This window comes from Streptomyces sp. HUAS MS02 (genome assembly GCF_055702265.1).
Genome location: NZ_CM146747.1, coordinates 8,419,078 through 8,439,312, shown reverse-complemented (window position 1 = coordinate 8,439,312; position 20,235 = coordinate 8,419,078). Strand labels below are relative to the sequence as shown.

The 20,235-nt window shown below is 71.3% G+C and carries 18 protein-coding genes; 12 read left to right on the top strand and 6 right to left on the bottom strand.

What is annotated here, in order from left to right:
* The first annotated feature begins 154 nt into the window (after positions 1 to 154).
* Complete coding sequence (locus ACZ9QC_RS36500; protein ID WP_215451349.1) at positions 155 to 799, top strand: TetR/AcrR family transcriptional regulator; 645 nt, start codon at positions 155 to 157, stop codon at positions 797 to 799.
* A 102-nt stretch (positions 800 to 901) separates the two neighbouring features.
* Here ACZ9QC_RS36500 and def read toward each other — a convergent pair whose 3' ends face one another.
* Positions 902 to 1,441 carry a peptide deformylase gene (gene def, locus ACZ9QC_RS36495; protein WP_472916988.1) on the bottom strand — a complete coding sequence of 180 codons (540 nt, stop codon included), beginning with the start codon at positions 1,439 to 1,441 and terminating at the stop codon, positions 902 to 904.
* 152 nt (positions 1,442 to 1,593) lie between these two features.
* Here def and ACZ9QC_RS36490 point away from each other — a divergent pair, with 152 nt between their 5' ends.
* The 7 genes from ACZ9QC_RS36490 to ACZ9QC_RS36460 all read left to right on the top strand — a co-directional run bounded on the left by ACZ9QC_RS36490 (position 1,594) and on the right by ACZ9QC_RS36460 (position 9,873).
* A complete protein-coding gene (locus ACZ9QC_RS36490) occupies positions 1,594 to 2,832 on the top strand; it encodes a MurT ligase domain-containing protein (protein WP_472916987.1) in 1,239 nt (412 codons plus the stop codon).
* A 37-nt stretch (positions 2,833 to 2,869) separates the two neighbouring features.
* A complete protein-coding gene (locus tag ACZ9QC_RS36485) occupies positions 2,870 to 3,598 on the top strand; it encodes a type 1 glutamine amidotransferase (protein ID WP_472916986.1) in 729 nt (242 codons plus the stop codon).
* Between the two features lie 245 nt (positions 3,599 to 3,843).
* Entirely contained in the window at positions 3,844 to 4,869 is a 1,026-nt protein-coding gene (locus ACZ9QC_RS36480) for a 6-phosphofructokinase (RefSeq protein WP_472916985.1), read from the top strand.
* 202 nt (positions 4,870 to 5,071) lie between these two features.
* Positions 5,072 to 6,016, top strand: a complete 945-nt coding sequence (locus ACZ9QC_RS36475) for a cytochrome c oxidase assembly protein (protein WP_472916984.1) — start codon at positions 5,072 to 5,074, stop codon at positions 6,014 to 6,016.
* A 207-nt stretch (positions 6,017 to 6,223) separates the two neighbouring features.
* Positions 6,224 to 7,732: a DUF6777 domain-containing protein gene (locus ACZ9QC_RS36470; RefSeq protein WP_472916983.1), complete on the top strand. Its 1,509-nt coding sequence runs from the start codon at positions 6,224 to 6,226 to the stop codon at positions 7,730 to 7,732.
* Between the two features lie 16 nt (positions 7,733 to 7,748).
* Positions 7,749 to 9,695 (top strand): serine/threonine-protein kinase, encoded by a 1,947-nt coding sequence (locus ACZ9QC_RS36465; RefSeq protein WP_472916982.1) that lies wholly within the window; start codon positions 7,749 to 7,751, stop codon positions 9,693 to 9,695.
* A 22-nt stretch (positions 9,696 to 9,717) separates the two neighbouring features.
* On the top strand, positions 9,718 to 9,873 hold the full coding sequence (locus ACZ9QC_RS36460) for a hypothetical protein (protein WP_184896882.1): 156 nt from the start codon (positions 9,718 to 9,720) through the stop codon (positions 9,871 to 9,873).
* Positions 9,874 to 9,916: 43 nt separating this feature from the next.
* Here ACZ9QC_RS36460 and ACZ9QC_RS36455 read toward each other — a convergent pair whose 3' ends face one another.
* From ACZ9QC_RS36455 to ACZ9QC_RS36440, 4 genes are all read right to left on the bottom strand, one after another.
* Positions 9,917 to 11,149 carry a sensor histidine kinase gene (locus ACZ9QC_RS36455; RefSeq protein WP_472916981.1) on the bottom strand — a complete coding sequence of 411 codons (1,233 nt, stop codon included), beginning with the start codon at positions 11,147 to 11,149 and terminating at the stop codon, positions 9,917 to 9,919.
* A gap of 61 nt (positions 11,150 to 11,210) precedes the next feature.
* The gene (locus ACZ9QC_RS36450) at positions 11,211 to 12,956 is read right to left on the bottom strand and encodes a sodium/solute symporter (protein WP_472916980.1); all 1,746 of its coding nucleotides are present in this window, start codon (positions 12,954 to 12,956) and stop codon (positions 11,211 to 11,213) included.
* Between the two features lie 21 nt (positions 12,957 to 12,977).
* Positions 12,978 to 13,337 carry a hypothetical protein gene (locus ACZ9QC_RS36445; protein WP_472916979.1) on the bottom strand — a complete coding sequence of 120 codons (360 nt, stop codon included), beginning with the start codon at positions 13,335 to 13,337 and terminating at the stop codon, positions 12,978 to 12,980.
* Between the two features lie 9 nt (positions 13,338 to 13,346).
* Positions 13,347 to 14,120, bottom strand: a complete 774-nt coding sequence (locus tag ACZ9QC_RS36440) for a LytR/AlgR family response regulator transcription factor (RefSeq protein ID WP_472916978.1) — start codon at positions 14,118 to 14,120, stop codon at positions 13,347 to 13,349.
* Positions 14,121 to 14,222: 102 nt separating this feature from the next.
* On the opposite strand from ACZ9QC_RS36440, the gene ACZ9QC_RS36435 reads away from it, so the two are divergent.
* From ACZ9QC_RS36435 to rocD, 3 genes are all read left to right on the top strand, one after another.
* Positions 14,223 to 14,714 (top strand): Lrp/AsnC family transcriptional regulator, encoded by a 492-nt coding sequence (locus tag ACZ9QC_RS36435; protein WP_469077275.1) that lies wholly within the window; start codon positions 14,223 to 14,225, stop codon positions 14,712 to 14,714.
* Positions 14,715 to 14,837: 123 nt separating this feature from the next.
* Complete coding sequence (gene ddaH / locus ACZ9QC_RS36430) at positions 14,838 to 15,668, top strand: dimethylargininase (RefSeq protein ID WP_472916977.1); 831 nt, start codon at positions 14,838 to 14,840, stop codon at positions 15,666 to 15,668.
* Positions 15,665 to 16,891: an ornithine--oxo-acid transaminase gene (gene rocD, locus ACZ9QC_RS36425; RefSeq protein ID WP_472916976.1), complete on the top strand. Its 1,227-nt coding sequence runs from the start codon at positions 15,665 to 15,667 to the stop codon at positions 16,889 to 16,891. Before ddaH ends, rocD begins: the two co-directional genes overlap by 4 nt.
* A 75-nt stretch (positions 16,892 to 16,966) precedes the next feature.
* Here rocD and ACZ9QC_RS36420 read toward each other — a convergent pair whose 3' ends face one another.
* Positions 16,967 to 19,078, bottom strand: coding sequence for a SpoIIE family protein phosphatase (locus ACZ9QC_RS36420; protein ID WP_472916975.1), 2,112 nt, complete (start codon positions 19,076 to 19,078; stop codon positions 16,967 to 16,969).
* 409 nt (positions 19,079 to 19,487) lie between these two features.
* Here ACZ9QC_RS36420 and ACZ9QC_RS36415 point away from each other — a divergent pair, with 409 nt between their 5' ends.
* A complete protein-coding gene (locus ACZ9QC_RS36415; protein WP_184896859.1) occupies positions 19,488 to 20,207 on the top strand; it encodes a lysophospholipid acyltransferase family protein in 720 nt (239 codons plus the stop codon).
* Positions 20,208 to 20,235 lie beyond the last annotated feature (28 nt).

Below are 20,235 nucleotides of genomic sequence, written 5' to 3'. Positions count from 1 at the left end.
ACTAAGATGTTACCTGCGGTAACTGGAGTCTGTTACCGGTCGGTAGGAAAAGTCAACTCCCGAGCAGTGCTCGGTAGCCCGTTCGATCCGGTCACGCCGATCAGTGTTAGTTTGCGCAATGCGTCACCGTCATCAGCATGTGGGGGAGAGACTCATGGACACCACGCAGCGGACCGACCAGGAGCGGTCCGCCGACCGCCGTCGGCGCGAGCTGCTGGAGGCCGCGGACCGAGTCGTGCTCCGCGACGGCCCCGGAGCGTCGATGAACGCCATCGCCGCCGAAGCCGGCATCACCAAGCCGATTCTGTACCGCCACTTCGGCGACAAGGGCGGACTCTACGCCGCCCTCGCCCAGCGGCACACCGATGCGCTCCTCGATTCCCTGCGGGCCGCGCTGGACGCCCCCGCGGAGCGCCGCGAACGTGTCGAGGCGACCCTCGACACCTACCTGGCGGCCATCGAGGCCCGCCCCCAGGTGTACCGCTTCCTCATGCACCCCGCCGAGGGCGGCCAGCCCGGCGACCAGGGCTTCGACGTCGGCAAGCACTCGGCCCCCCTCCTGCGGCGCATGGGCGAGGAACTCGGCACGGTCATCGAGGACCGTCTCGACCTCGGCCCCGACAGCCGTCAGCTGGCACGTGTATGGGGCCACGGCATCGTAGGCATGATGCACGCCGCGGGCGACTGGTGGCTCGGCGAACGCCCCCTCACCAGGGCGGAGTTGGTCCGCAGCCTCGCGGACCTCCTCTGGGGCCGCCTGGCGGCGGCGGGCGACAAGGTGGGCGGCCCGGGCTTCTAGAGGGTTCCATCGCGCCCGGTCAGGGGCGCGGGGCTGTCATCGATATGCGGCTTCCGCCGCGTGGGCGCGAGAAGCCCCACCGGCCTGCACCCGCCGACGAACTCACACCCCCCACGACGCCTTCGCGACCTTCCGCAACACCCGAGAACGCCGCCACCCCGACAGCCGGTCCACATACACCCGGCCCTCGAGGTGATCGCACTCGTGCTGCAGGCACCGCGCGAAGAACCCGCTCCCCGACACCCGCACCCGGTCCCCGTCCACCGTGAACCCCTCCACCACGGCCTCGTCGTACCGCTCCACCCCCGCCTCCAGCCCGGGCAGCGACAGACAACCCTCGGGTCCCCGCAGTACGATCCCCCCGGTCGAGACGAGCCGGGGGTTCACCACATGGCCGAGATGACGTACGTCCTCGTCGTCCGGGCAGTCGTACACGAAGACCCGCAGCCCCCGGCCCACCTGGTTCGCGGCGAGCCCCACCCCCCGCGCGTCGTACATCGTCGCGAACATGTCCTCCACAAGCCGCACCAGTTCGGGCCCGAACTCCGTCACCTCTTCACAAGGCGCCTGCAACACGGGGTCCCCGAGCAGTGTCATGGGGAGAACGCGCCCTCGGGCGCCGGGAATCGAGCCGCTTCGCATGGCCGCAAGGGTACGTTCAGACCTGATATCGCCGGTCCGACCAGGGTTATGGCCCGGTCGAGATTCGGGCGCGTGAGTGGATCTCGATAGTCTTTGGTCCACACGTTGCCGGGACTGGGCGCGGCGCTGTACGCAAGGAGGATCGAGAACTGATGGCAGGCAACTCGGACCCGCTCACGCCGCGGGCCAAGCTGGCCGTGACGGCGGGCAAGGCGGTCGCGGCGGCATCGCGTGCCGCTGGACGCGGTAGCGGATCTGTGATCGGCGGCCGGGTGGCACTGAAACTCGACCCCGACCTCCTCGCCAGGCTCGCGCAGAGCCTGGACGTCATCCTGGTCTCCGCCACCAACGGCAAGACCACCACGACCCGGCTGATCGCCGAGGCGCTGCGGGCCGCGGGCCCGGTCGTCTCCAACGCGCTCGGCGCCAACATGCCCGCGGGCATCACCTCGGCGCTCGCCGGGAACTCGGACGCCAAGTTCGCGGTCATCGAGGTCGACGAGAAGTACCTGGCCGGTGTCGCGCGGGACACCGACCCCAAGTGCATCGCGCTGCTCAACCTCTCCCGCGACCAGCTCGACCGTGCCGCCGAGACCCGCATGATGGCGGAGGCCTGGCGGGAGGGCCTGGCCGGCACCAAGGCCGTCGTCGTGGCCAACTGCGACGACCCGCTGATCGTGTGGGCGGCCTCGTCCTCGCCGAACGTGGTCTGGGTCGCGGTCGGCCAGATGTGGAAGGACGACGCCTGGTCCTGCCCGTCCTGCGGTGGTGTGATGCAGCGCCCCGGCGACGACTGGTTCTGCGGCGAGTGCGGTTTCCGCCGCCCCACGCCGAGCTGGGCGCTCTCCGGCGACCACGTCCTCGACCCGCACGGTTCGGCCTGGCCGATCCATCTGCAGCTGCCGGGTCGCGCCAACAAGGCCAACGCCGCCTCGTCCGCCGCCACCGCCGCCGTCTTCGGTGTGCCGCCGCAGGTCGCCCTGGAACGCATGTACCAGGTGCAGGCGGTCGCCGGACGGTACGACGTGGTGCAGTTCATGCAGCGGGATCTGCGGCTGCTGCTCGCCAAGAACCCGGCGGGCTGGCTGGAGACGTTCTCGCTGATCGACCAGCCGCCGTCGCCGGTGATCCTTTCGGTGAACGCACGCGGCGCCGACGGCACCGACACCTCGTGGCTCTGGGACGTCGACTACACCCGGCTGACCGGCCACCCGATCTTCGTGCTCGGCGACCGCAAGCTGGACCTCGCGGTGCGTCTGGAAGTGGCGGGCCAGCACTTCCAGGTCTGCGACACCCTCGACCAGGCGGTGCAGATGTGCCCGCCGGGCCGGATCGAGGTCATCGCGAACTACACCGCGTTCCAGGACCTGCGCCGTCGCGTGGGCAACTGAGCACCGAGCACGAACGACTCCGAGGGGCACGACTTTCATGAGCGACAACAGTCTGCGGGTCGTCTGGGTCTACCCGGACCTGCTCAGCACCTACGGCGACCAGGGCAACGTCCTCGTCGTCGAGCGCCGCGCGCGGCAGCGCGGCCTGGACGTGGCCCGGCTGGACGTGCGCAGCGACCAGCCGATCCCGACGTCCGGCGACATCTATCTGATCGGCGGCGGCGAGGACCGGCCGCAGCGGCTGGCGGCCGAGCGCCTGCGCCGTGACCGGCATCTGTACCAGGCGGTGAACAACGGCGCGATCGTCTTCGCCGTGTGCGCCGGGTACCAGATCCTCGGCCACGAGTTCGTCAACGACCTCGGCCAGCGTGAGCCGGGCCTCGGCCTGCTCGACGTGACCACGACCCGGGGCGAGGGCGAGCGGTGCGTCGGCGACGTCCTCGCGGACATCGACCCGCGCCTCGGGCTGCCGCAGCTGACCGGGTTCGAGAACCACCAGGGCGTCACCCACCTCGGCCCCACCGCCCGCCCCCTCGCACGGGTCCGCCTCGGCAAGGGCAACGGCACGGGCGACGGCACGGAGGGCGCGTACAACGACACCGTCTTCGGTACGTACATGCACGGGCCGGTGCTGGCGCGGAACCCGCAGATCGCGGACCTGCTGCTGAAGCTGGCGCTGGACGTGAACGCGCTGCCGCCGACCGACGACCGCTGGTTCGAGGCGCTGCGCGACGAGCGGATCTCAGCGGCCCAGCAGCCCGCGTAGCGCGTCCGGGCGGGCGGCGGGGAGCTTGAGAAACGGTTCAGCGCCGGTCGTGCGAAAGGCCCATCCGTAGGGGCTCCCGCTCACCTGTGAAAGCCCTTCTGACCAGGGCTCCGCTCACCTGTGCGGGGCCGTCCAGCAGGCGGACGCCCGCTACGGCCCCGCCCCCTGCCGCCGGTAGGGTGGCGGGGATTCCAGCCGGACAGCGTGGTCCGGTCCCCGGCCCACGTCGAGAAGGTATTCGGGCTATGCGTATTGGTGTCCTCACGTCCGGCGGCGACTGCCCTGGGCTGAACGCCGTCATCCGGTCCGTCGTGCACCGCGCCGTCGTCGACCACGGCGACGAGGTCATCGGATTCCGGGACGGCTGGAAAGGTCTGCTGGACTGCGACTACCTCAAGCTCGACCTGGACGCCGTGTCGGGCATCCTGGCCCGCGGCGGCACGATCCTCGGTTCCTCCCGGGTCCAGCCCTCGCACCTGCGGGACGGGGTGGCTCGGGCGAAGGGCCACGTCGAGGAGCTCGGGCTCGACGCGATCATCCCCATCGGCGGTGAGGGCACGCTGAAGGCGGCCCGGCTGATGTCGGACAGCGGCCTGCCGGTCGTGGGCGTACCGAAGACCATCGACAACGACATCGCGGTCACGGACGTCACGTTCGGCTTCGACACGGCCGTGGGCGTCGCGACGGAGGCGCTGGACCGGCTGAAGACCACCGCCGAGTCCCACCAGCGCGTCCTGGTCGTGGAGGTCATGGGCCGCCACACCGGCTGGATCGCGCTCCACTCCGGCATGGCGGCCGGCGCGCACGCCATCGTCGTACCGGAACGGCCCTTCGACATCGAGGAGTTGACCACGAAGGTCGCCGAGCGGTTCTCGGCGGGCAAGCGGTTCGCGATCGTCGTCGCCGCGGAGGGGGCGAAGCCGAAGGCCGGGTCGATGGACTTCGACGAGGGTGGCAAGGACATCTACGGCCACGAGCGGTTCGCCGGGATCGCGCGGCAGCTGTCGATCGAGCTGGAGCAGCGCCTCGGCAAGGAGGCGCGGCCGGTGATCCTCGGGCACGTACAGCGGGGCGGTACGCCGACCGCGTACGACCGGGTGCTGGCGACGCGGTTCGGGTGGCACGCGGTGGAGGCCGTGCACCGGGGTGAGTTCGGGCACATGACCGCGCTGCGGGGCACCGACATCGTGATGGTGCCGCTCGCGGATGCGGTGGAGACGTTGAAGACGGTGCCGGAGGATCGGTACGCCGAGGCGGAGTGTGTGCTGTGAGTTCCGACTAGGAGCTCGGTTCAGCAGCTGGTTCGTCGGCTGCGGGTGGTTCGTGGCTGGTCGCGCCCACGCGGCGGAGCCGCATGGCGAAACAGCCCCGCGCCCCTTCAAGGCTTGCCCCCGGTCATGATCGTGACCGGGGGCGGTTCTAGTCTTGGGGCGGACGTACAGCGCTCAACCCCCACGAAACAGGAGCCGGCGGATGGATCACAGCGGGCATGGGACGGGGCTTTTGCCCTTCACTCTCGGGCGAGGGCTCTCGTGGTCGGCGGATCCGTTCTTCCTGATCGCGTGCCTGGTGGGCCTCGGCCTCTACGCCTGGGGCGTCGTACGGCTCGTGCGGCGCGGGGACAAGTGGCCGGTGGGGCGGACGATCGCGTTCGTCGTGGGTGTGCTGCTGGTGATGCTGGTGACGTGCACCGGGCTGAACGACTACGGCATGGTCATGTTCAGTGTGCACATGGTGCAGCACATGGTGATCAGCATGCTGGCGCCGATCGTGCTGCTGCTGGGGGCGCCGGTCACCCTGGCGCTGCGGGCGCTGCCGGTGGCGGGGAAGGGGCGGAAGGGGCCGCGCGAGCTGCTGCTGATGTTCCTGCACAGCTGGTACATGAAGATCGTCACGCATCCGGCGTTCACGATCCCGATGTTCATCGCGAGCCTCTACGGGCTGTACTTCACGCCGCTGTTCGACTTCCTGATGGGGTCGACGCCGGGGCACATCGTGATGATGACGCACTTCCTGCTGGTCGGACTGTTCTTCTTCTGGCCGATCATGGGCGTGGACCCGGGCCCGCACCGGCCCGGGTACCTGATGCGGATGCTGGAGCTGTTCGCGGGCATGCCGTTCCACGCCTTCTTCGGCATCGCGCTGATGATGGCGTCCGCGCCGATGGTGAAGACGTACGAGAACCCGCCCGCCTCCCTCGGCATCGACGCCCTGGCCGACCAGAACGCGGCCGGCGGCATCGCCTGGGCCTTCAGCGAGATCCCCTCGGTGCTCGTGCTGCTGGCGCTGCTCTTCCAGTGGTACAACTCCGAGCAGCGGCAGGCCCGGCGCACGGACCGCGCGGCCGACCGGGACGGCGACAAGGAGCTGGAGGCGTACAACGCCTACCTCGCCTCACTCAACGCACGTGGTCGCTGAGTCACATTTCTTTTTCTTGCCGAATGTGCCCCCATTCTTTTCTTTGGTCACAGAACCGCGCCCCTTTCCATTTCTCTTGACGGAAAGGCTTTGCCCTTCAGTAGCATGATGCGTGAGCCTCGCATACGCTCTGCGGGGTGACGGGGGAAACCGCAAGGGGGAGCGGTCATGACAATTCGCGCACGCTTGCGAACATGCTTGCTATTGGTGGGCGTACTGGTCCTCGGCGGTTGCGGGGAGTCCGGCCCGTCACTGCTCGCGGTGACGGCGGTGGCCGCGGGGGTGCCGTCCCTCGCCCCTTTCTTCGACGAGGGCGAACGGCTCGGCCGGGACGAGCCGGACCTGCGGTCACTGGCGCCGCACAGCGGCCTTCAGCAGGGCAGCACCCCCGGGCTGTACGGGGGCACACGCAAACCGAAGATCTGTGACGTCGGCAAGCTGGAGGATTTCCTCACCGCTCCCGAGAACAAGAAAAAGGCTCAACAATGGGCCCGGATCGTCGGAGTCGGTGTCGACCGCATCCCGGATTATCTCGACGACCTCACACCGGTTCTGCTGCGCCACGACACCCTCGTGAAGAACCACGACTACAAAAAGGGCAGGGCCGTCCCCTTCGACGCGCTGCTGGAAGCCGGCATCGCGGTATTGGTGGACGATCAGGGGCTGCCGGCCGTCAAGTGCAGCTGCGGAAATCCGCTGAGGTCGTTCGCCGCGGACCCGGACCGCATCAAGGTGGAGTTCACGGGCGACAACAAGCGGTGGGAGAACTACGACCAGGCCGCGGTCGTAGTCGTCAAACCCGCGCCCGAGGATCTGAAGGAGATCAAGCTCGTCGATGTCGAGGACCCGGACCGGGGCATCAGCCGCAAGGTCGGCACCACGGGCGAGTCCGACACGACGTTCGACGCACGTGCGCGGCAGTCCGTGCCGAAGGTAGGGGGTATGACCTTCGGCGAGGCTAGCGCGGCCATGGCGGAGCGGGGCCTGGCGGTCACGGTCGCCGGGGACGCGATGCCGCCGAGCGACGCGCCGGTGACCGGGTCGAGCCCCGGACCGGGCGCCCGGCTGGAGTTCGGTGCCCCGGTGGCACTGCACGTGGAGTGGCCGGGCGGGGCTTCGGGAGACGGCACCGACGGATCCGCGTCCGAACCGGGCACGGACGGCGGCTCGGGACCGAGCGGTGGCGCGACGACGGACGGCGGGTCGGACTCCGACGGCGGGTCGGACTCTGATGGCGGGTCGGACTCCGACGGCGGGTCCTCGGGCACGGATCCGGGGCCGACAGAGCCTTCGAACACGGGGGGCTCGTCCTCCGACGGCTCGTCGTCGGGCGGATCGCCGACGGACGACAGGTCGACGCCGACGGACCCGGGCACGACCCCCTCGGGCGGAGGCTCCTCCCCCACGGACGACATGTCGTCGCCCACGGGGTCCGCCCCTCCCCCGCCCACGGACGAGACGCCCCGCACGCCGTCACCGGACCCCACCCCCACCTCCGCTCCCACGTCCACCGAACCCTCGACACCTCCGCCGACCACACGCGACCCCGACCCGACTCCGCCGGAGGAGAGCGGCCCGCCCACCGACATCCCCACGAGCGCTCCCGATCCGACCGGTGACCCACCCTCCGACGTCCCCGGGAGTCCGGGGAATCCGAGCGATGCGGGGGCACCGGACGCCCCCGTCCGGGAACCGGCCCGGTTCATGTGGATCTGACCCCTGGGAGTGACCGATGCAGTCAGGCGCACCGCATTCGGGAGTCGGCCGGGTCATCGCCGACCGCTATCTCCTGCTGAACCAGCTGGGCAGCGGCGGCATGGGCCATGTCTGGCTGGCGCACGACCGTCAGCTGGACTGCGAGGTGGCACTCAAGGAGATCGTGTTCCGCCATCCGGGCGAGGCCGAGCAGGAGCGCACGGCCCGGGTGGCCCGCGCCCGCGCGGAGGCCCGGCACGCCGCCGGACTGCGCGCCCACCCCCACGTGGTCACCGTGCACGACGTCCTGGAACACGACGAGCTGCCGTGGATCGTCATGGAGTACGTGCCGGGCGCCCTGGACCTGAAGGCGCTGGTGACCCAGCGAGGCTCCCTCGCGCCCGCCGAGTGCGCCCGGATCGGACTCGCCGTCCTGGACGCGCTGACCGCCGGGCACGAGCGCGGCATCATGCACCGGGACGTCAAGCCGGCCAACATCCTGCTCGCCCCGGACCGCACCGGATCACCGTACGCACGCGTCCTCCTCACCGACTACGGCATCTCCGTCCAGCCGGACACCCAGGAGACCCGGTACACCCGGACCCATGTCCTGGTCGGGACCGCCGGGTATCTGGCACCCGAGCGGGCGCAGGGCGGGCCGCCGACCGCCGCGTCCGACCTGTTCTCGCTGGGCTGCACGCTCTACCACGCCGTCGAGGGGTACGGTCCGTTCGACCGCGACTCGGAGATCGCGGCGCTCACCGCCGTGGTCCTGGAGCAACCGCGTCCCATGCTGCGGGCAGGCGCGCTGGAACCGGTGCTGGCCGCCATGCTCGCCAAGGACCCCGTGCACCGGATCACCGCGGCCGAGACCGAGGGGGCGCTCTCCGCGATCGTCACGCCCCAGGCCCACCCGCGCACCGAGCCCGACCTCGGCTCGCAACCGCAGTGGGCGAGCGGGCCCACGCACACGGCGGATCACGAACACCCCCTCGCCCCTCCGGGCGCGCACGAGACGCCGTGGTACGCGCCGTCGGGCGGAGCCGGCGAGCCGGGAGGAGGGGGTGCACCAGCACGTGCGGACGGCTGGTCCCCGCCGGAGCACCGGGGGGCGGGCTCCGGCGGGCATCACCGTCGGCACCGCAGCCGCGCCCTGCTCGCGGGCGTGGCGACCACCCTCGGTCTCGCTCTGGTCGTCGGCGGAACCTGGTACGCCATGGGGAACATGAAGGAGCTGACGAACGGGCTCGGCGGTGGAGGCGGCGGGAACGCGACGCTGCCGTACGGCAGGAGCGTGGGCCTGACCGAGCCGCTGAAGGACGGTGACTGCGTCGACGTCACCTGGCGCGACACCCCGTTCACCGACCCGGCCGGGCTGCGGATCGTGGCCGGGTGCGCGGGGCCCGCGATGGACGGCCAGGTGATGGCCTCCTACGAGGTGTCGTCCGCCGAGGACGCCCGCACGGGCGGCGCGGCCCGGTGCGAGCAGCTCACGGCGGAGGCCCGGGACAGGCTCGTGGACGTCCGCTCCCTCGCCGTGGTGCCGACCGACGACGGCTTCGACGCGGCCGGGCGTCGGGTCGCCTGTCTGCTGCTGGGCGAGCGCAGGCCGGTGTGGGGACCGATCGGTGAGTACCGGACGGTGGGTGAGACGGTGCTCGTCGACGTGGCCACCCTGCAGAAGCAGGACTGTCTCGACACGATCTCCAGCAACAAGATCAGACTGGTCTCCTGCCAGGAACGTCACGAGGAGAAGGTTCTCGGGTTCCACGAGATGAGTCCCGGCACCAGCTACGGCGATGCTCAGGAGCAGGCTCGCGACGCCTGCAGGAAGAACCTGCCGCCGGTGCAGTACGGCTATGAGCCCGATCGGACCGGATCCGGTGCCTGGGTCAGCGAGGACGGCTGGAAAAAGGGCGCACATTTCGTCGTCTGCACTGTCATTTCCGCCACTGGGGGCACCATGGAGGGAGAAGAAGCCTGAGGACCTGAGGAAGGGTGTCGCGATGCCCGGTTCGACGAAGGCCATGGGGGTGCTCACCGTCGGTGGGCTGGTCATGGTGACGGCCTACTCGGTGGCCCTCGGCAGCAACGGCTGGCTGTGGTTCGGCTGGGTCGTCCTGGGCCTGCTGACGCTGGGGATGGTGGCGGCGCGCACCTGAGTCCCACCGACGGGCTCAGCAATGAGCTCACCCAGGGTGATCCTCAGGTGCGGGGCATTCCCCCGTCCGGGTGTACGCCCGGCTGGTATTTCGGCAGCCGGGCGGTGATCTTCATGCCCGCGCCCACCGCGGTCTCGATGACCAGGCCGTGGTCGTCGCCGTACACCTGGCGGAGCCGCTCGTCGACATTGCTGAGGCCGATGCCGCCGGACGGGCTGGTCTCGCCGGCGAGGATACGGCGGAGCACGTCGGGTTCCATGCCGACGCCGTCGTCCTCGATGACGACGAGCGCCTCGGCTCCGGCGTCCTGCGCGGTGATGCTGATGTGGCTCTTGCCGGCGGCGGTGACGGACCGGCCTTCGAGTCCGTGCTTCACCGCGTTCTCCACGAGGGGCTGGAGGCAGAGGAAGGGCAGGGTGACCGGCAGGACCTCGGGGGCTATCTGGAGCGTGACCGAGAGACGGTCGCCGAAGCGGGCCCGGACCAGCGCCAGATAGTGGTCGATGGCGTGGAGTTCGTCGGCGAGGGTGGTGAAGTCACCGTGTCTGCGGAACGAGTAGCGGGTGAAGTCGGCGAATTCCAGCAGCAGTTCGCGGGCGCGCTCGGGGTCGGTGCGGACGAACGAGGCGATCACCGCGAGCGAGTTGAAGATGAAGTGCGGCGAGATCTGGGCGCGCAGGGCCTTGATCTCGGCCTCGATCAGGCGGGTGCGGGACTGGTCGAGATCGGCCAGTTCGAGCTGGACGGAGACCCAGCGGGCGACCTCGCCGGCCGCCCGGACCAGAACGGCGGACTCGCGGGGCGCGCAGGCGACGAGCGCCCCGTGGACCCGGTCGTCGACCGTGAGGGGGGCTACCACCGCCCAGCGCACCGGGCAGTCGATGATGTCGCAGGTCAGCCGGAAGGCCTCGCCCCGGCCGGTCTCCAAAGGACCCGCCAGGCGCCCCATGATCTCGGCGCGGTGATGCTCGGCGACGCCCTCCCAGGCGAGGACGGACTCGTGGTCGGTGAGGCACAGCGCGTCCGTGCCGAGCAGGGTGCGCAGCCGTTTGGCCGATCTGCGGGCCGTCTCCTCCGTGAGACCGGCGCGCAGCGGGGGCGCGGCGAGGGTGGCGGTGTGCAGGGTCTGGAAGGTGGCGTGCTCGACGGGTGTGCCGAGCCCGCCGAGGCTGTCGCGGGGGCGGGCCGTACGCCGGCCGAGCCAGAAGCCGGCCGCGAGCAGCGGGAGCACGGCCACGCAGAACCCGGCCAGGAACCCTGTCGCTTCACCGCTCATCGCTCACCTCCTGCATCTGGTACACCGCTCACCGCTCGTGGGTTCCCGTCCCGGTCGCCCCTCATCGCCGCCACAGTTCGATCTCCTTGGTCGCGGCGCGGGTCCGGCCGCCGACGAGTTCCTCCGGGAGGTGGAAGCGGGCCAGGATCGCCGGGGTCTCGGGCGGGACCTTGCCGGGGGTCGCCAGGGACACCAGGACCATCGTGAGGAAGCCGAGCGGTACGGACCAGAGGGCGGGCCAGGCCAGCAGGGCGTGCAGGGTGCCGGTGCCGGGGTATCCGGCCATCGTGGCGGCGACCGCGAGGAGGGCCGCGCCGCCGCCGACGAGCATGCCCGCGGCTGCGCCCGGCGGGGTGAGGCGCCGCCACCAGATGCCGAGGACGAGCAGCGGGCAGAACGAGGACGCCGAGACGGCGAACGCGAGGCCGACCGCGTCGGCGACGGGCAGCCCGCCGACCAGGACGCTCGCGGCGAGCGGCACCGCCATGGCGAGGACCGTGGCGAGCCGGAAGTGCCGTACGCCGCGGGCGGGCAGCACGTCCTGGGTGAGGACGCCGGCGACCGCCATGGTCAGGCCGGACGCGGTGGACAGGAACGCGGCGAAGGCGCCGCCCGCGACCAGCGCGCCGAGCAGGTCGCCGCCGAGGCCGCCGATCATGCGGTCCGGGAGCAGGAGGACGGCCGCGTCGGCGTCGCCGGTGAGGGTGAGGTCGGGGGCGTAGAGGCGGCCGAGTGCCCCGTAGATCGGGGGCAGGAGGTAGAAGACGCCGATCATGCCGAGGACGACGACCGTGGTGCGGCGGGCGGCCACACCGTCCGGGCTGGTGTAGAAGCGGACGACGACGTGGGGCAGGCCCATGGTGCCGAGGAAGGTGGCGAGGATCAGCCCGTAGGTGGCGTACAGGGGGCGTTCCTCGCGGCCGGACGCGAGCGAGGTGGACATGCCGCCGTTGGTGCCGCGGTCGGCGACGGGGACGGGGTCGCCCTCGGCGAAGGTCAGACGGGTGCCCCTCTCGATGCGGTGGGTGCCGCCGGGCAGGTCCACGCGCCGGTCGTCGTGGCGGCGGCCGTCGATCGTGCCGGTGGCGGTGACGGTCAGCGGGCCACTGAGCTTCAGGTCGAGGGTTTCGTCGACGCGGACGACGCGTTGTTCGCGGAAGGTCGCGGGCTCGTCGAAGGCGTGGCGCGGGGCGCCGTCACCCTGCCAGGCGAGGACGAGGAAGAGGGCGGGGACGAGGAGGGCGGTGAGCTTGAGCCAGTACTGGAAGGCCTGGACGAAGGTGATGCTGCGCATGCCGCCTGCGGCGACCGTGGCGGAGACGACGACCGCGACGATGACGCCGCCGAGCCACTCGGGGGCGTCGGTGAGCACGTTCAACGTCAGTCCGGCGCCCTGGAGCTGCGGCAGCAGGTAGAGCCAGCCGACGCCGACGACGAAGGCCCCCGCGAGCCGTCGTACGGTCTTCGAAGCGAGCCGGGCCTCGGCGAAGTCGGGCAGTGTGTACGCGCCGGAGCGGCGCAGCGGGGCGGCGACGAACAGCAGGAGGACGAGGTAGCCGGCGGTGTAGCCGACCGGGTACCAGAGCATGTCGGGGCCCTGGACGAGGACGAGGCCGGCGATGCCGAGGAAGGACGCGGCGGAGAGGTACTCGCCGCTGATCGCGGCCGCGTTGAGGCGGGGGCCGACGGTGCGGGAGGCGACGTAGAAGTCGGAGGTGGTGCGGGATATGCGCAGGCCGAAGGCGCCCACGAGGACGGTCGCGACGACGACGAGGGCGACCGCGGGGACGGCGTAGTTCTCGTTCACGGGTTCACTGCTTCCGTCGCCTCAGCGGTCCTCGACGAGGCGGACGAGGTCCTGTTCGTTGCGTTCGGCTCGGCGTACGTGCCGGAGGGCGAGGAGGACCAGGGGTGGGTAGACGCCGAAGCCGAGGAGGGCCCACTCCAGGCCGTCGCCGTCCGGCATCGCGGCGAAGAGCAGGGGCAGCGGGCCGACCAGCAGGACCAGGATCGCGAACACGGCGAGCGCGGCGCGGAGTTGGCTGCGCATGAGGGAGCGGACGTAGGTGTGGCCGAGGGTGGTCTGTTCGTCGATCTCCGTGCGGGGGCGCTGGTGGCCGGACGGGCGGGAGGTGCGGCGGGGCACCCCGGTGACGACGACGCGGCGTTCGGTGGGGTCGTTCGGCATGGCGGCTCCTCAGCCCGTGGTCCGGCGCATCAGCAGGTCGCGCAGTTCGCGGGCGTGGCGACGGCTGACCTGGAGTTCCACGGAGCCGACGAGGACGCTGACCGTGCCCGCGTCCAGCCGGAGTTCGCCGACGTGCCGCAGGGCGACGAGATGGCGGCGGTGGATGCGGACGAACCCGCGTGCGCGCCAGCGCTCCTCGAGGGTCGACAGGGGGATGCGGACGAGGTGGCTGCCGTGCGGGGTGTGCAGTCGGGCGTAGTCGCCCTGGGCCTCGACGTGGGTGATGTCGTCGACGGTGACGAAGCGGGTCACCCCGCCGAGTTCGACGGGTATCTGGTCGGGGTCGGGTTCGTGGACGGGGATCGACGGGGCCGGGGCCGTGGCCGTGGTCGCCTCGCGGAGCTGGGCGGCCCGGCGGATCGCCTCGGCGAGGCGTTCCCGGCGGACGGGTTTGAGGACGTAGTCGACGGCCTTGAGATCGAAGGCCTGGACGGCGAAGCCCTCGTGCGCGGTGACGAAGACGACCAGCGGGGGCCGGGCGAAGCCGGTGAGGAGGCGGGCGAGGTCGAGGCCGTCGAGGCCGGCCATCTGGATGTCGAGGAAGACGACGTCGATCGCCTCGGGCCCGTCGGGGCCGGACTCCAGGGCGCGGTTGATCCGCCGCAGTGCCTCGGTGGCGTCGTTCGCGCCCTCGGCGCTGCCGACCCGGGGATCCGCGTTCAGCAGGTACAGCAGCTCCTCCAGGGAGGGTTTCTCGTCATCGACGGCGAGCGCGCGCAGCATGAACGTGGAGTGTAGGAGCAATTCGTACTCATGCACACGGGCGCGCGGCGGAGGCCTTCGCGCCGGGGGTCGCGGACGCCCTCCGCTGGCTACAGTGCCCTCATGAACAGCAAGTCCGCGGCGTTCGACGAGCTCGACCGCAAGATCATCACGGCGTTGATGGCGAACGCGAGGACCAGCTTCGCCGAGATCGGCTCGGACATCGGGCTTTCGGCCACCGCGGTCAAACGGCGGGTGGACCGGTTGCGGGAGAGCGGGGTGATCACCGGGTTCACGGCCACCGTGCAGCCGGCGGCGCTCGGCTGGCGCACGGAGGCGTATGTGGAGGTGTACTGCGAGGGCGCGGCGCCGCCCCGGCGGCTCGCGGAGGTGGTCCGCAACCATCCGGAGATCACGGCGGCGATGACGGTGACCGGGGGCGCGGACGCGCTGCTGCACGTGCGGGCGGTCGACGTGGAGCATTTCGAGGAGGTGCTGGAGCGGATCCGTACCGAGCCGTTCATCCGGAAGACGATCAGCTACATGGTGCTGTCGCACCTGCTGCCGGAGGCTCCGGAGGCCGCCGCGACCCAGGACGCAGCGAACGTGCGCTGAGCGGCTTCAACACGCAGCATTACTGCGCGAACACGCAACGTTCGTTCCTTGTCGTGCGCCTGGCCCGATTCCTACCGTGGTGTCATCCCAGTCGACACCCGTCAGGAAGCGGAGAAACCCTCTGTGCCCGACAGCCGTGTGCCGCGCCTTCGGCGCTTTCTCGTCTGCGAACCCAGACACTTCGCCGTGCAGTACTCGATCAATCCCTGGATGCATCCGGACGTCCCCGTGGACGTCGACCTCGCCCAGGATCAGTGGCAGGAACTGATCCGCGCCTACCGGGCCCATGGCCACACCGTGGACACCGTGGAGCCGGTGGCGGCGCTGCCGGACATGGTGTTCGCCGCCAACTGCGCGCTCGTCCTCGGCGGCCGAGTCCTCGGCTCGCTGTTCCACGCGCCCGAGCGGCGCGCCGAGTCCACCGCCTACGACGCCTGGTTCAAGAGCGCCGGGTACGAGGTGTGCCGGTCCGAGTCGGTGTGCGAGGGCGAGGGCGACCTGGTGCCGACCGGTCGCTATCTGCTCGCCGGCACCGGCTTCCGCACCACCCGTGAGGCGCACCGCCAGGCGCAGGAGTTCTTCGGCGTCCCCGTGGTCAGCCTCCAGCTGGTGGACCCGCGGTTCTACCATCTGGACACGGCGCTGTTCGTCCTGGACCACGGGAGCGACGGCTCCGCGGGCAACATCGCGTACTACCCGGAGGCGTTCTCCCCCGGAAGTCGCGCGGTCCTCGCCCGCCTCTACCCGGACGCGGTGATCGCCACCCGCGAGGACGCCATGGCCTTCGGTCTGAACTCGGTCTCCGACGGCCGTCACGTGTTCATCTCGCCCCGCGCCAAGGAGCTCGCCGACCAGCTCGCCCGGCAGGGCTACGTCCCCGTCCCCGTCGACCTGTCGGAGTTCCAGAAGGCCGGCGGCGGCATCAAGTGCGTCACTCAGGAGATCCGCTCATGACCGCTCCCGTCCGCGCGCGTTCGTCGGCCGACCTGATCCGCGCCGAGGAGCCCGTCCTCGCGCACAACTACCACCCGCTGCCCGTGGTGGTCGCCCGCGCCGAGGGCACCTGGGTCGAGGACGTCGAGGGCCGCCGCTATCTGGACATGCTGGCCGGCTACTCCGCCCTCAACTTCGGCCACCGTCACCCGGCGCTGATCGAGGCCGCGCACCGCCAGCTCGACACCCTCACCCTCACCTCGCGGGCCTTCCACAACGACCGGCTCGCCGAGTTCGCCGAGTCGCTGGCCGAGCTGACCGGCCTGGACATGGTGCTGCCGATGAACACGGGCGCCGAGGCCGTGGAGAGCGCGATCAAGGTGGCCCGCAAGTGGGCGTACGAGGTGAAGGGCGTCCCGGCCGACCGGGCGACCGTCGTGGTGGCCGACGGCAACTTCCACGGCCGGACCACGACGATCGTCAGCTTCTCCACGGACCCGGTGGCCCGGGACGGCTTCGGCCCGTTCACGCCCGGGTTCCGGGTGGTCCCGTACAACGATCTCGCGGCGCTGGAGGCGGCGGTCGACGAGACGACGGCGGCGGTGCTCATCGAGCCCATCCAGGGCGAGGCGGGCGTGCTCATCCCGGACGACGGCTATCTGCGTGGGGTCCGCGAGCTGACCCGGCGCACCGGCTGTCTGTTCATCGCGGACGAGATCCAGTCGGGCCTCGGCCGCACCGGCCGGACGCTCGCCGTGGAGCACGAGGACGTCCTCCCCGACGCCGTACTGCTCGGCAAGGCGCTCGGCGGCGGCATCGTGCCCGTGTCGGCGGTGGTGGCCCGCCGTGAGGTGCTGTCGGTCCTGCGGCCCGGCGAGCACGGCTCGACGTTCGGCGGCAATCCCCTCGCCGCGGCGGTCGGGTCGGCGGTGGTCGAGCTGCTGCGCACCGGGGAGTTCCAGCTCAGGGCCGCCGAACTCGGTGGGGTGCTGCGCGAGGGGCTCACGGAACTGGTCGGCCGGGGCGTGGTCGGTTTCCGGGCGCGCGGACTGTGGGCGGGCGTCGACGTCGACCCCGCGATCGGTACGGGCCGCGAGATCAGCCGGCGGCTCATGGAGCGGGGCATCCTGGTCAAGGACACCCATGGCTCCACCATCCGGTTGGCCCCGCCCCTGACGATCACGGCGACGGAACTCCGCTCGGCGCTGGGGACGTTGGGGGAGGTCCTGGGCGAGGCTTCCTGAGATCCGCCGCACCGCCGGGTCCGATCGGGGCCCGGCGGTGCGGGGTCCGGTCACGGGTCGGCGGTGCGGGCTCCGTCACACCTCGGCGGTGCGGAGTGGCCGGAGCAGCAGCAGGGCGATGTCGTCGGTGTGCCGGCCGGTGCGGTGGGTGTGGTGGACGAGGTCGTCCACGAGTTGGTGCAGCGGGAGGTCGCCGGAGTCGCCGAGGTGGTCGGCGAGGTCGGTGATGGTCCGGCCGATGTCGCTGCCGGGGTCCTCCACCAGACCGTCGGTGTAGAGGGCGAGGAGCGTATCCGGGGCCAGGGGCAGCGTGGTGGGCGGGTAGCCGGGGGTCCCGAGGCCGACGCCGAGCGGGGGGCCGGGGCGGATGTCGACGGGGTGGGTGCGGCGGTCGGGGTGGCGCAGCAGCGGTGGCGGGTGCCCGGCGCTGGCGAGGGTGACCTCGTGACGGGCGAGGTCGAGGTGGGCGTAGAGGCAGGAGACGAAGCGGTCGGCGTTCAGGTCGGCGAGGTCGCGGTCGGTGCGGGTGAGGACCTGCTCGGGCGTGGCCCCGGCCGTGGCGTGGGCGTGGACGGCCATGCGGACCTGCCCCATGAGGGCGGCGGCCGCCATGTCGTGGCCCTGGACGTCCCCGATGACCGCGGCGGCGGTGGTGTCGGTGAGGCGGATGAGGTCGTAGAAGTCGCCGCCGATGTCCATGCCGTGGCTCGCGGGGAGGTAGCGGGCGGCGACGTCCAGGCCGGTCACGGTGGGCAGGGCGTGCGGCAGGAGGGTCTGCTGGAGGGCGTGGGCGAGGTTGTGCTTGGCGTCGTAGAGGCGTGCGCGGTCCAGGGCCTGGGCGATGAGCCCGGCGAGGGGTGTGAGGACGGAGCGCTCGGCGGCGGAGAAGGGGTGGGGGTCGTTGTAGGCCAGCAGGAGGCAGCCGATGGGGTGTCCGGCGCTGAGCAGCGGCAGGAAGGCCCACGCGTGCTTGTCGGTGATCTGCGGGGCCCTCGGATAGAGGCGGGCGAGTTCACCGCGGTCGGCGAAGAACGAGGCGGCACCGGTGGTCAGGGCGCGCCCCGCGGGGGTCAGATCGGCGTCCGTGGGCATTCCGTCGAACTGCTCGATGACGGCGGGGTCGTAGCCCCGGGAGCCGATGATCTGGATGCGGCCGGCCTGCGCGGTGGACATGATCATGCCGTGGGCGCCGAAGGCGGGCAGGATCCGGTCGGCGACCAGATCGACGACGTCCTCGACGCCGACGGTGTCCGTCAGCGCCGCGGCCAGCGCCATCAGCAGGTGGATGCGGCTGTGCGACGGGGTTCCGGTGAAGGTGGGCCGCCCGCCGAGGGGCCTGGAGGACGGGTCGGGGGCGATCAGGACGCTGGTACCGCTGTCGTCCGTCTGGAGGCGCAGGTCGAGCCACTGGTTCGGGGGCCGCAGGACGGTCAGGGCGACCGGCTCGCGGCTGCTCATGGCGGTCCGGTACGCGTCCATGTACGCGATGTTGTCGAGCCAGCTCAGGGACTGCCAGGGCCGCGTGCCCAGCAGCTGCTCGGCCGGTCTGGCCAGCAGACCGACGGCCGCGGCGTTCACATAGGTGATCCGGCCGCTGAGGTCGAGGGCGAGCGTGCCCAGGGGCAGGCGTTCCACCAGCCGGGCCGCCTCGGCGCCGGACTGCGGTGTCGGCTCCGCGGCGTCGGGGGCGACGAAACGTGGCCGGTCAGGGATGGCCGGGGGCCGGTCGGCGGCGTCCAGGACGCGGGCGACACGGCGGGCGGCGGCCGTGATGTGCCCCCGCTCGCGGCGGCTGAGGACCGGTGACCGGCCCGGGGTCCACATCAGCAGCAGCGCGCCCCGGCAGTGCCGGACCTCGGGGAGCGGGACGACCGCGAAAGCGACCTGGTAGGGGATGCTCGCCGCGACGCGCGGGTAGCAGCGGGCGAGTTCGTCCAGGGAACTGACCCAGACCAGCCGCTCGTTGCGTACCGCGTCCTGGGTCGGGCCGTGGACCGTGTAGGGGGCCCGCCACCACGGTGCGAAGGCGTCGACCGGGATGCCGCACAGGGCGATCAGCCCGAGGAAGGCCTCGTCCGGGTCCAGGACGTAGACGCCTCCGGACCTCGCACCCGCACGGCGCACCGCCGCCGCCAAGGCCTCACCGAGCGGATCGTTCACGCCCGGCTCCTCCCCGGACCCGGTCATCCGGCGCCACGCCCTACGCGCATATGCCGACGCTAAGCCCGCTCGCGGGAGTCGGCATGTCGATCAGGGGGTGGTGGGCCGGCGGGGGCGCGCGGTGCGCACGCCGGGCTGTGGCGTGCCGTGCCGTGTTCTCCTGTGCTGTGCCGACGCAACGCGCCCCCGCGTGGCCGCCCCGGTCCCACGGCCCCGGTTCCACGGGCCGCCGGTCCCCCGGGCCGCGTCCTCGCTGTTCGGTTTCCTCCCGCCTCCTCCCGGTGACGTGGCACGTAGGGCTACGATCAATCGTCGACACGCGGGACGAGGCCCACCAGCGCTCATGTGCCTGACGCAGCGTCAGCGAGGTCGGCGAGGAGTCCTCGTGAGTCCGAACACGTCCACAGAGCCGATCCGGTAGCGCGAGGGAGACGCCGTGTTCTATTACCTGCTCAAGTACGTGCTTCTGGGCCCCCTGCTGAGACTGGTCTTCCGGCCTCGCATCGAGGGCCTCGAACACGTGCCGTCGTCGGGCGCGGCCATCGTCGCGGGCAATCACCTGTCCTTCTCGGACCACTTCCTGATGCCCGCGATCCTCAAGCGCCGCATCACCTTCCTGGCGAAGGCCGAGTACTTCACCGGACCGGGTCTCAAGGGCCGGCTGACGGCGTTCTTCTTCCACAGCGTCGGGCAGATCCCGGTCGACCGCTCCGGCAAGGAGGCGGGCCAGGCCGCCATCCGTGAGGGGCTCGGCGTGCTGAGCAAGGACGAACTCCTCGGCATCTATCCCGAGGGCACCCGTTCGCACGACGGCCGCCTCTACAAGGGCAAGGTCGGCGTCGCCGTCATGGCGCTCAAGGCCGGTGTGCCCGTCATCCCGTGCGCCATGATCGGCACCTTCGAGGCGCAGCCCCCGGGCAAGGTCATCCCCCACATCCACCCCGTCGTCATCCGCTTCGGCAAGCCCCTCGACTTCTCCCGCTACGAGGGCATGGAGAACGAGAAGGCCGTGCTGCGCGCCATCACCGACGAGATCATGTACGCGATCCTCACGCTCTCCGAGCAGGAGTACGTCGACCAGTACGCGGCCGTCGTGAAGGCGGAGGAGGCCGCCGCGGCGAAGGAGCGCAAGTTCCCGCGTATGCCGCTGAGTTGAGCGTATTGACCCGGGTGTTCTGCCGGTG

What these genes read in the sequence shown, in the direction of transcription:
- ACZ9QC_RS36500 (WP_215451349.1), top strand. Translation starts at nt 155, where the DNA reads ATGGACACCACGCAGCGGACCGACCAGGAGCGGTCCGCCGACCGCCGT.
- def (WP_472916988.1), bottom strand. Translation starts at nt 1,441, where the DNA reads ATGCGAAGCGGCTCGATTCCCGGCGCCCGAGGGCGCGTTCTCCCCATG.
- ACZ9QC_RS36490 (WP_472916987.1), top strand. Translation starts at nt 1,594, where the DNA reads ATGGCAGGCAACTCGGACCCGCTCACGCCGCGGGCCAAGCTGGCCGTG.
- ACZ9QC_RS36485 (WP_472916986.1), top strand. Translation starts at nt 2,870, where the DNA reads ATGAGCGACAACAGTCTGCGGGTCGTCTGGGTCTACCCGGACCTGCTC.
- ACZ9QC_RS36480 (WP_472916985.1), top strand. Translation starts at nt 3,844, where the DNA reads ATGCGTATTGGTGTCCTCACGTCCGGCGGCGACTGCCCTGGGCTGAAC.
- ACZ9QC_RS36475 (WP_472916984.1), top strand. Translation starts at nt 5,072, where the DNA reads ATGGATCACAGCGGGCATGGGACGGGGCTTTTGCCCTTCACTCTCGGG.
- ACZ9QC_RS36465 (WP_472916982.1), top strand. Translation starts at nt 7,749, where the DNA reads ATGCAGTCAGGCGCACCGCATTCGGGAGTCGGCCGGGTCATCGCCGAC.
- ACZ9QC_RS36460 (WP_184896882.1), top strand. Translation starts at nt 9,718, where the DNA reads ATGCCCGGTTCGACGAAGGCCATGGGGGTGCTCACCGTCGGTGGGCTG.
- ACZ9QC_RS36455 (WP_472916981.1), bottom strand. Translation starts at nt 11,149, where the DNA reads ATGAGCGGTGAAGCGACAGGGTTCCTGGCCGGGTTCTGCGTGGCCGTG.
- ACZ9QC_RS36445 (WP_472916979.1), bottom strand. Translation starts at nt 13,337, where the DNA reads ATGCCGAACGACCCCACCGAACGCCGCGTCGTCGTCACCGGGGTGCCC.
- ACZ9QC_RS36440 (WP_472916978.1), bottom strand. Translation starts at nt 14,120, where the DNA reads ATGCTGCGCGCGCTCGCCGTCGATGACGAGAAACCCTCCCTGGAGGAG.
- ACZ9QC_RS36435 (WP_469077275.1), top strand. Translation starts at nt 14,223, where the DNA reads ATGAACAGCAAGTCCGCGGCGTTCGACGAGCTCGACCGCAAGATCATC.
- rocD (WP_472916976.1), top strand. Translation starts at nt 15,665, where the DNA reads ATGACCGCTCCCGTCCGCGCGCGTTCGTCGGCCGACCTGATCCGCGCC.
- ACZ9QC_RS36420 (WP_472916975.1), bottom strand. Translation starts at nt 19,078, where the DNA reads ATGACCGGGTCCGGGGAGGAGCCGGGCGTGAACGATCCGCTCGGTGAG.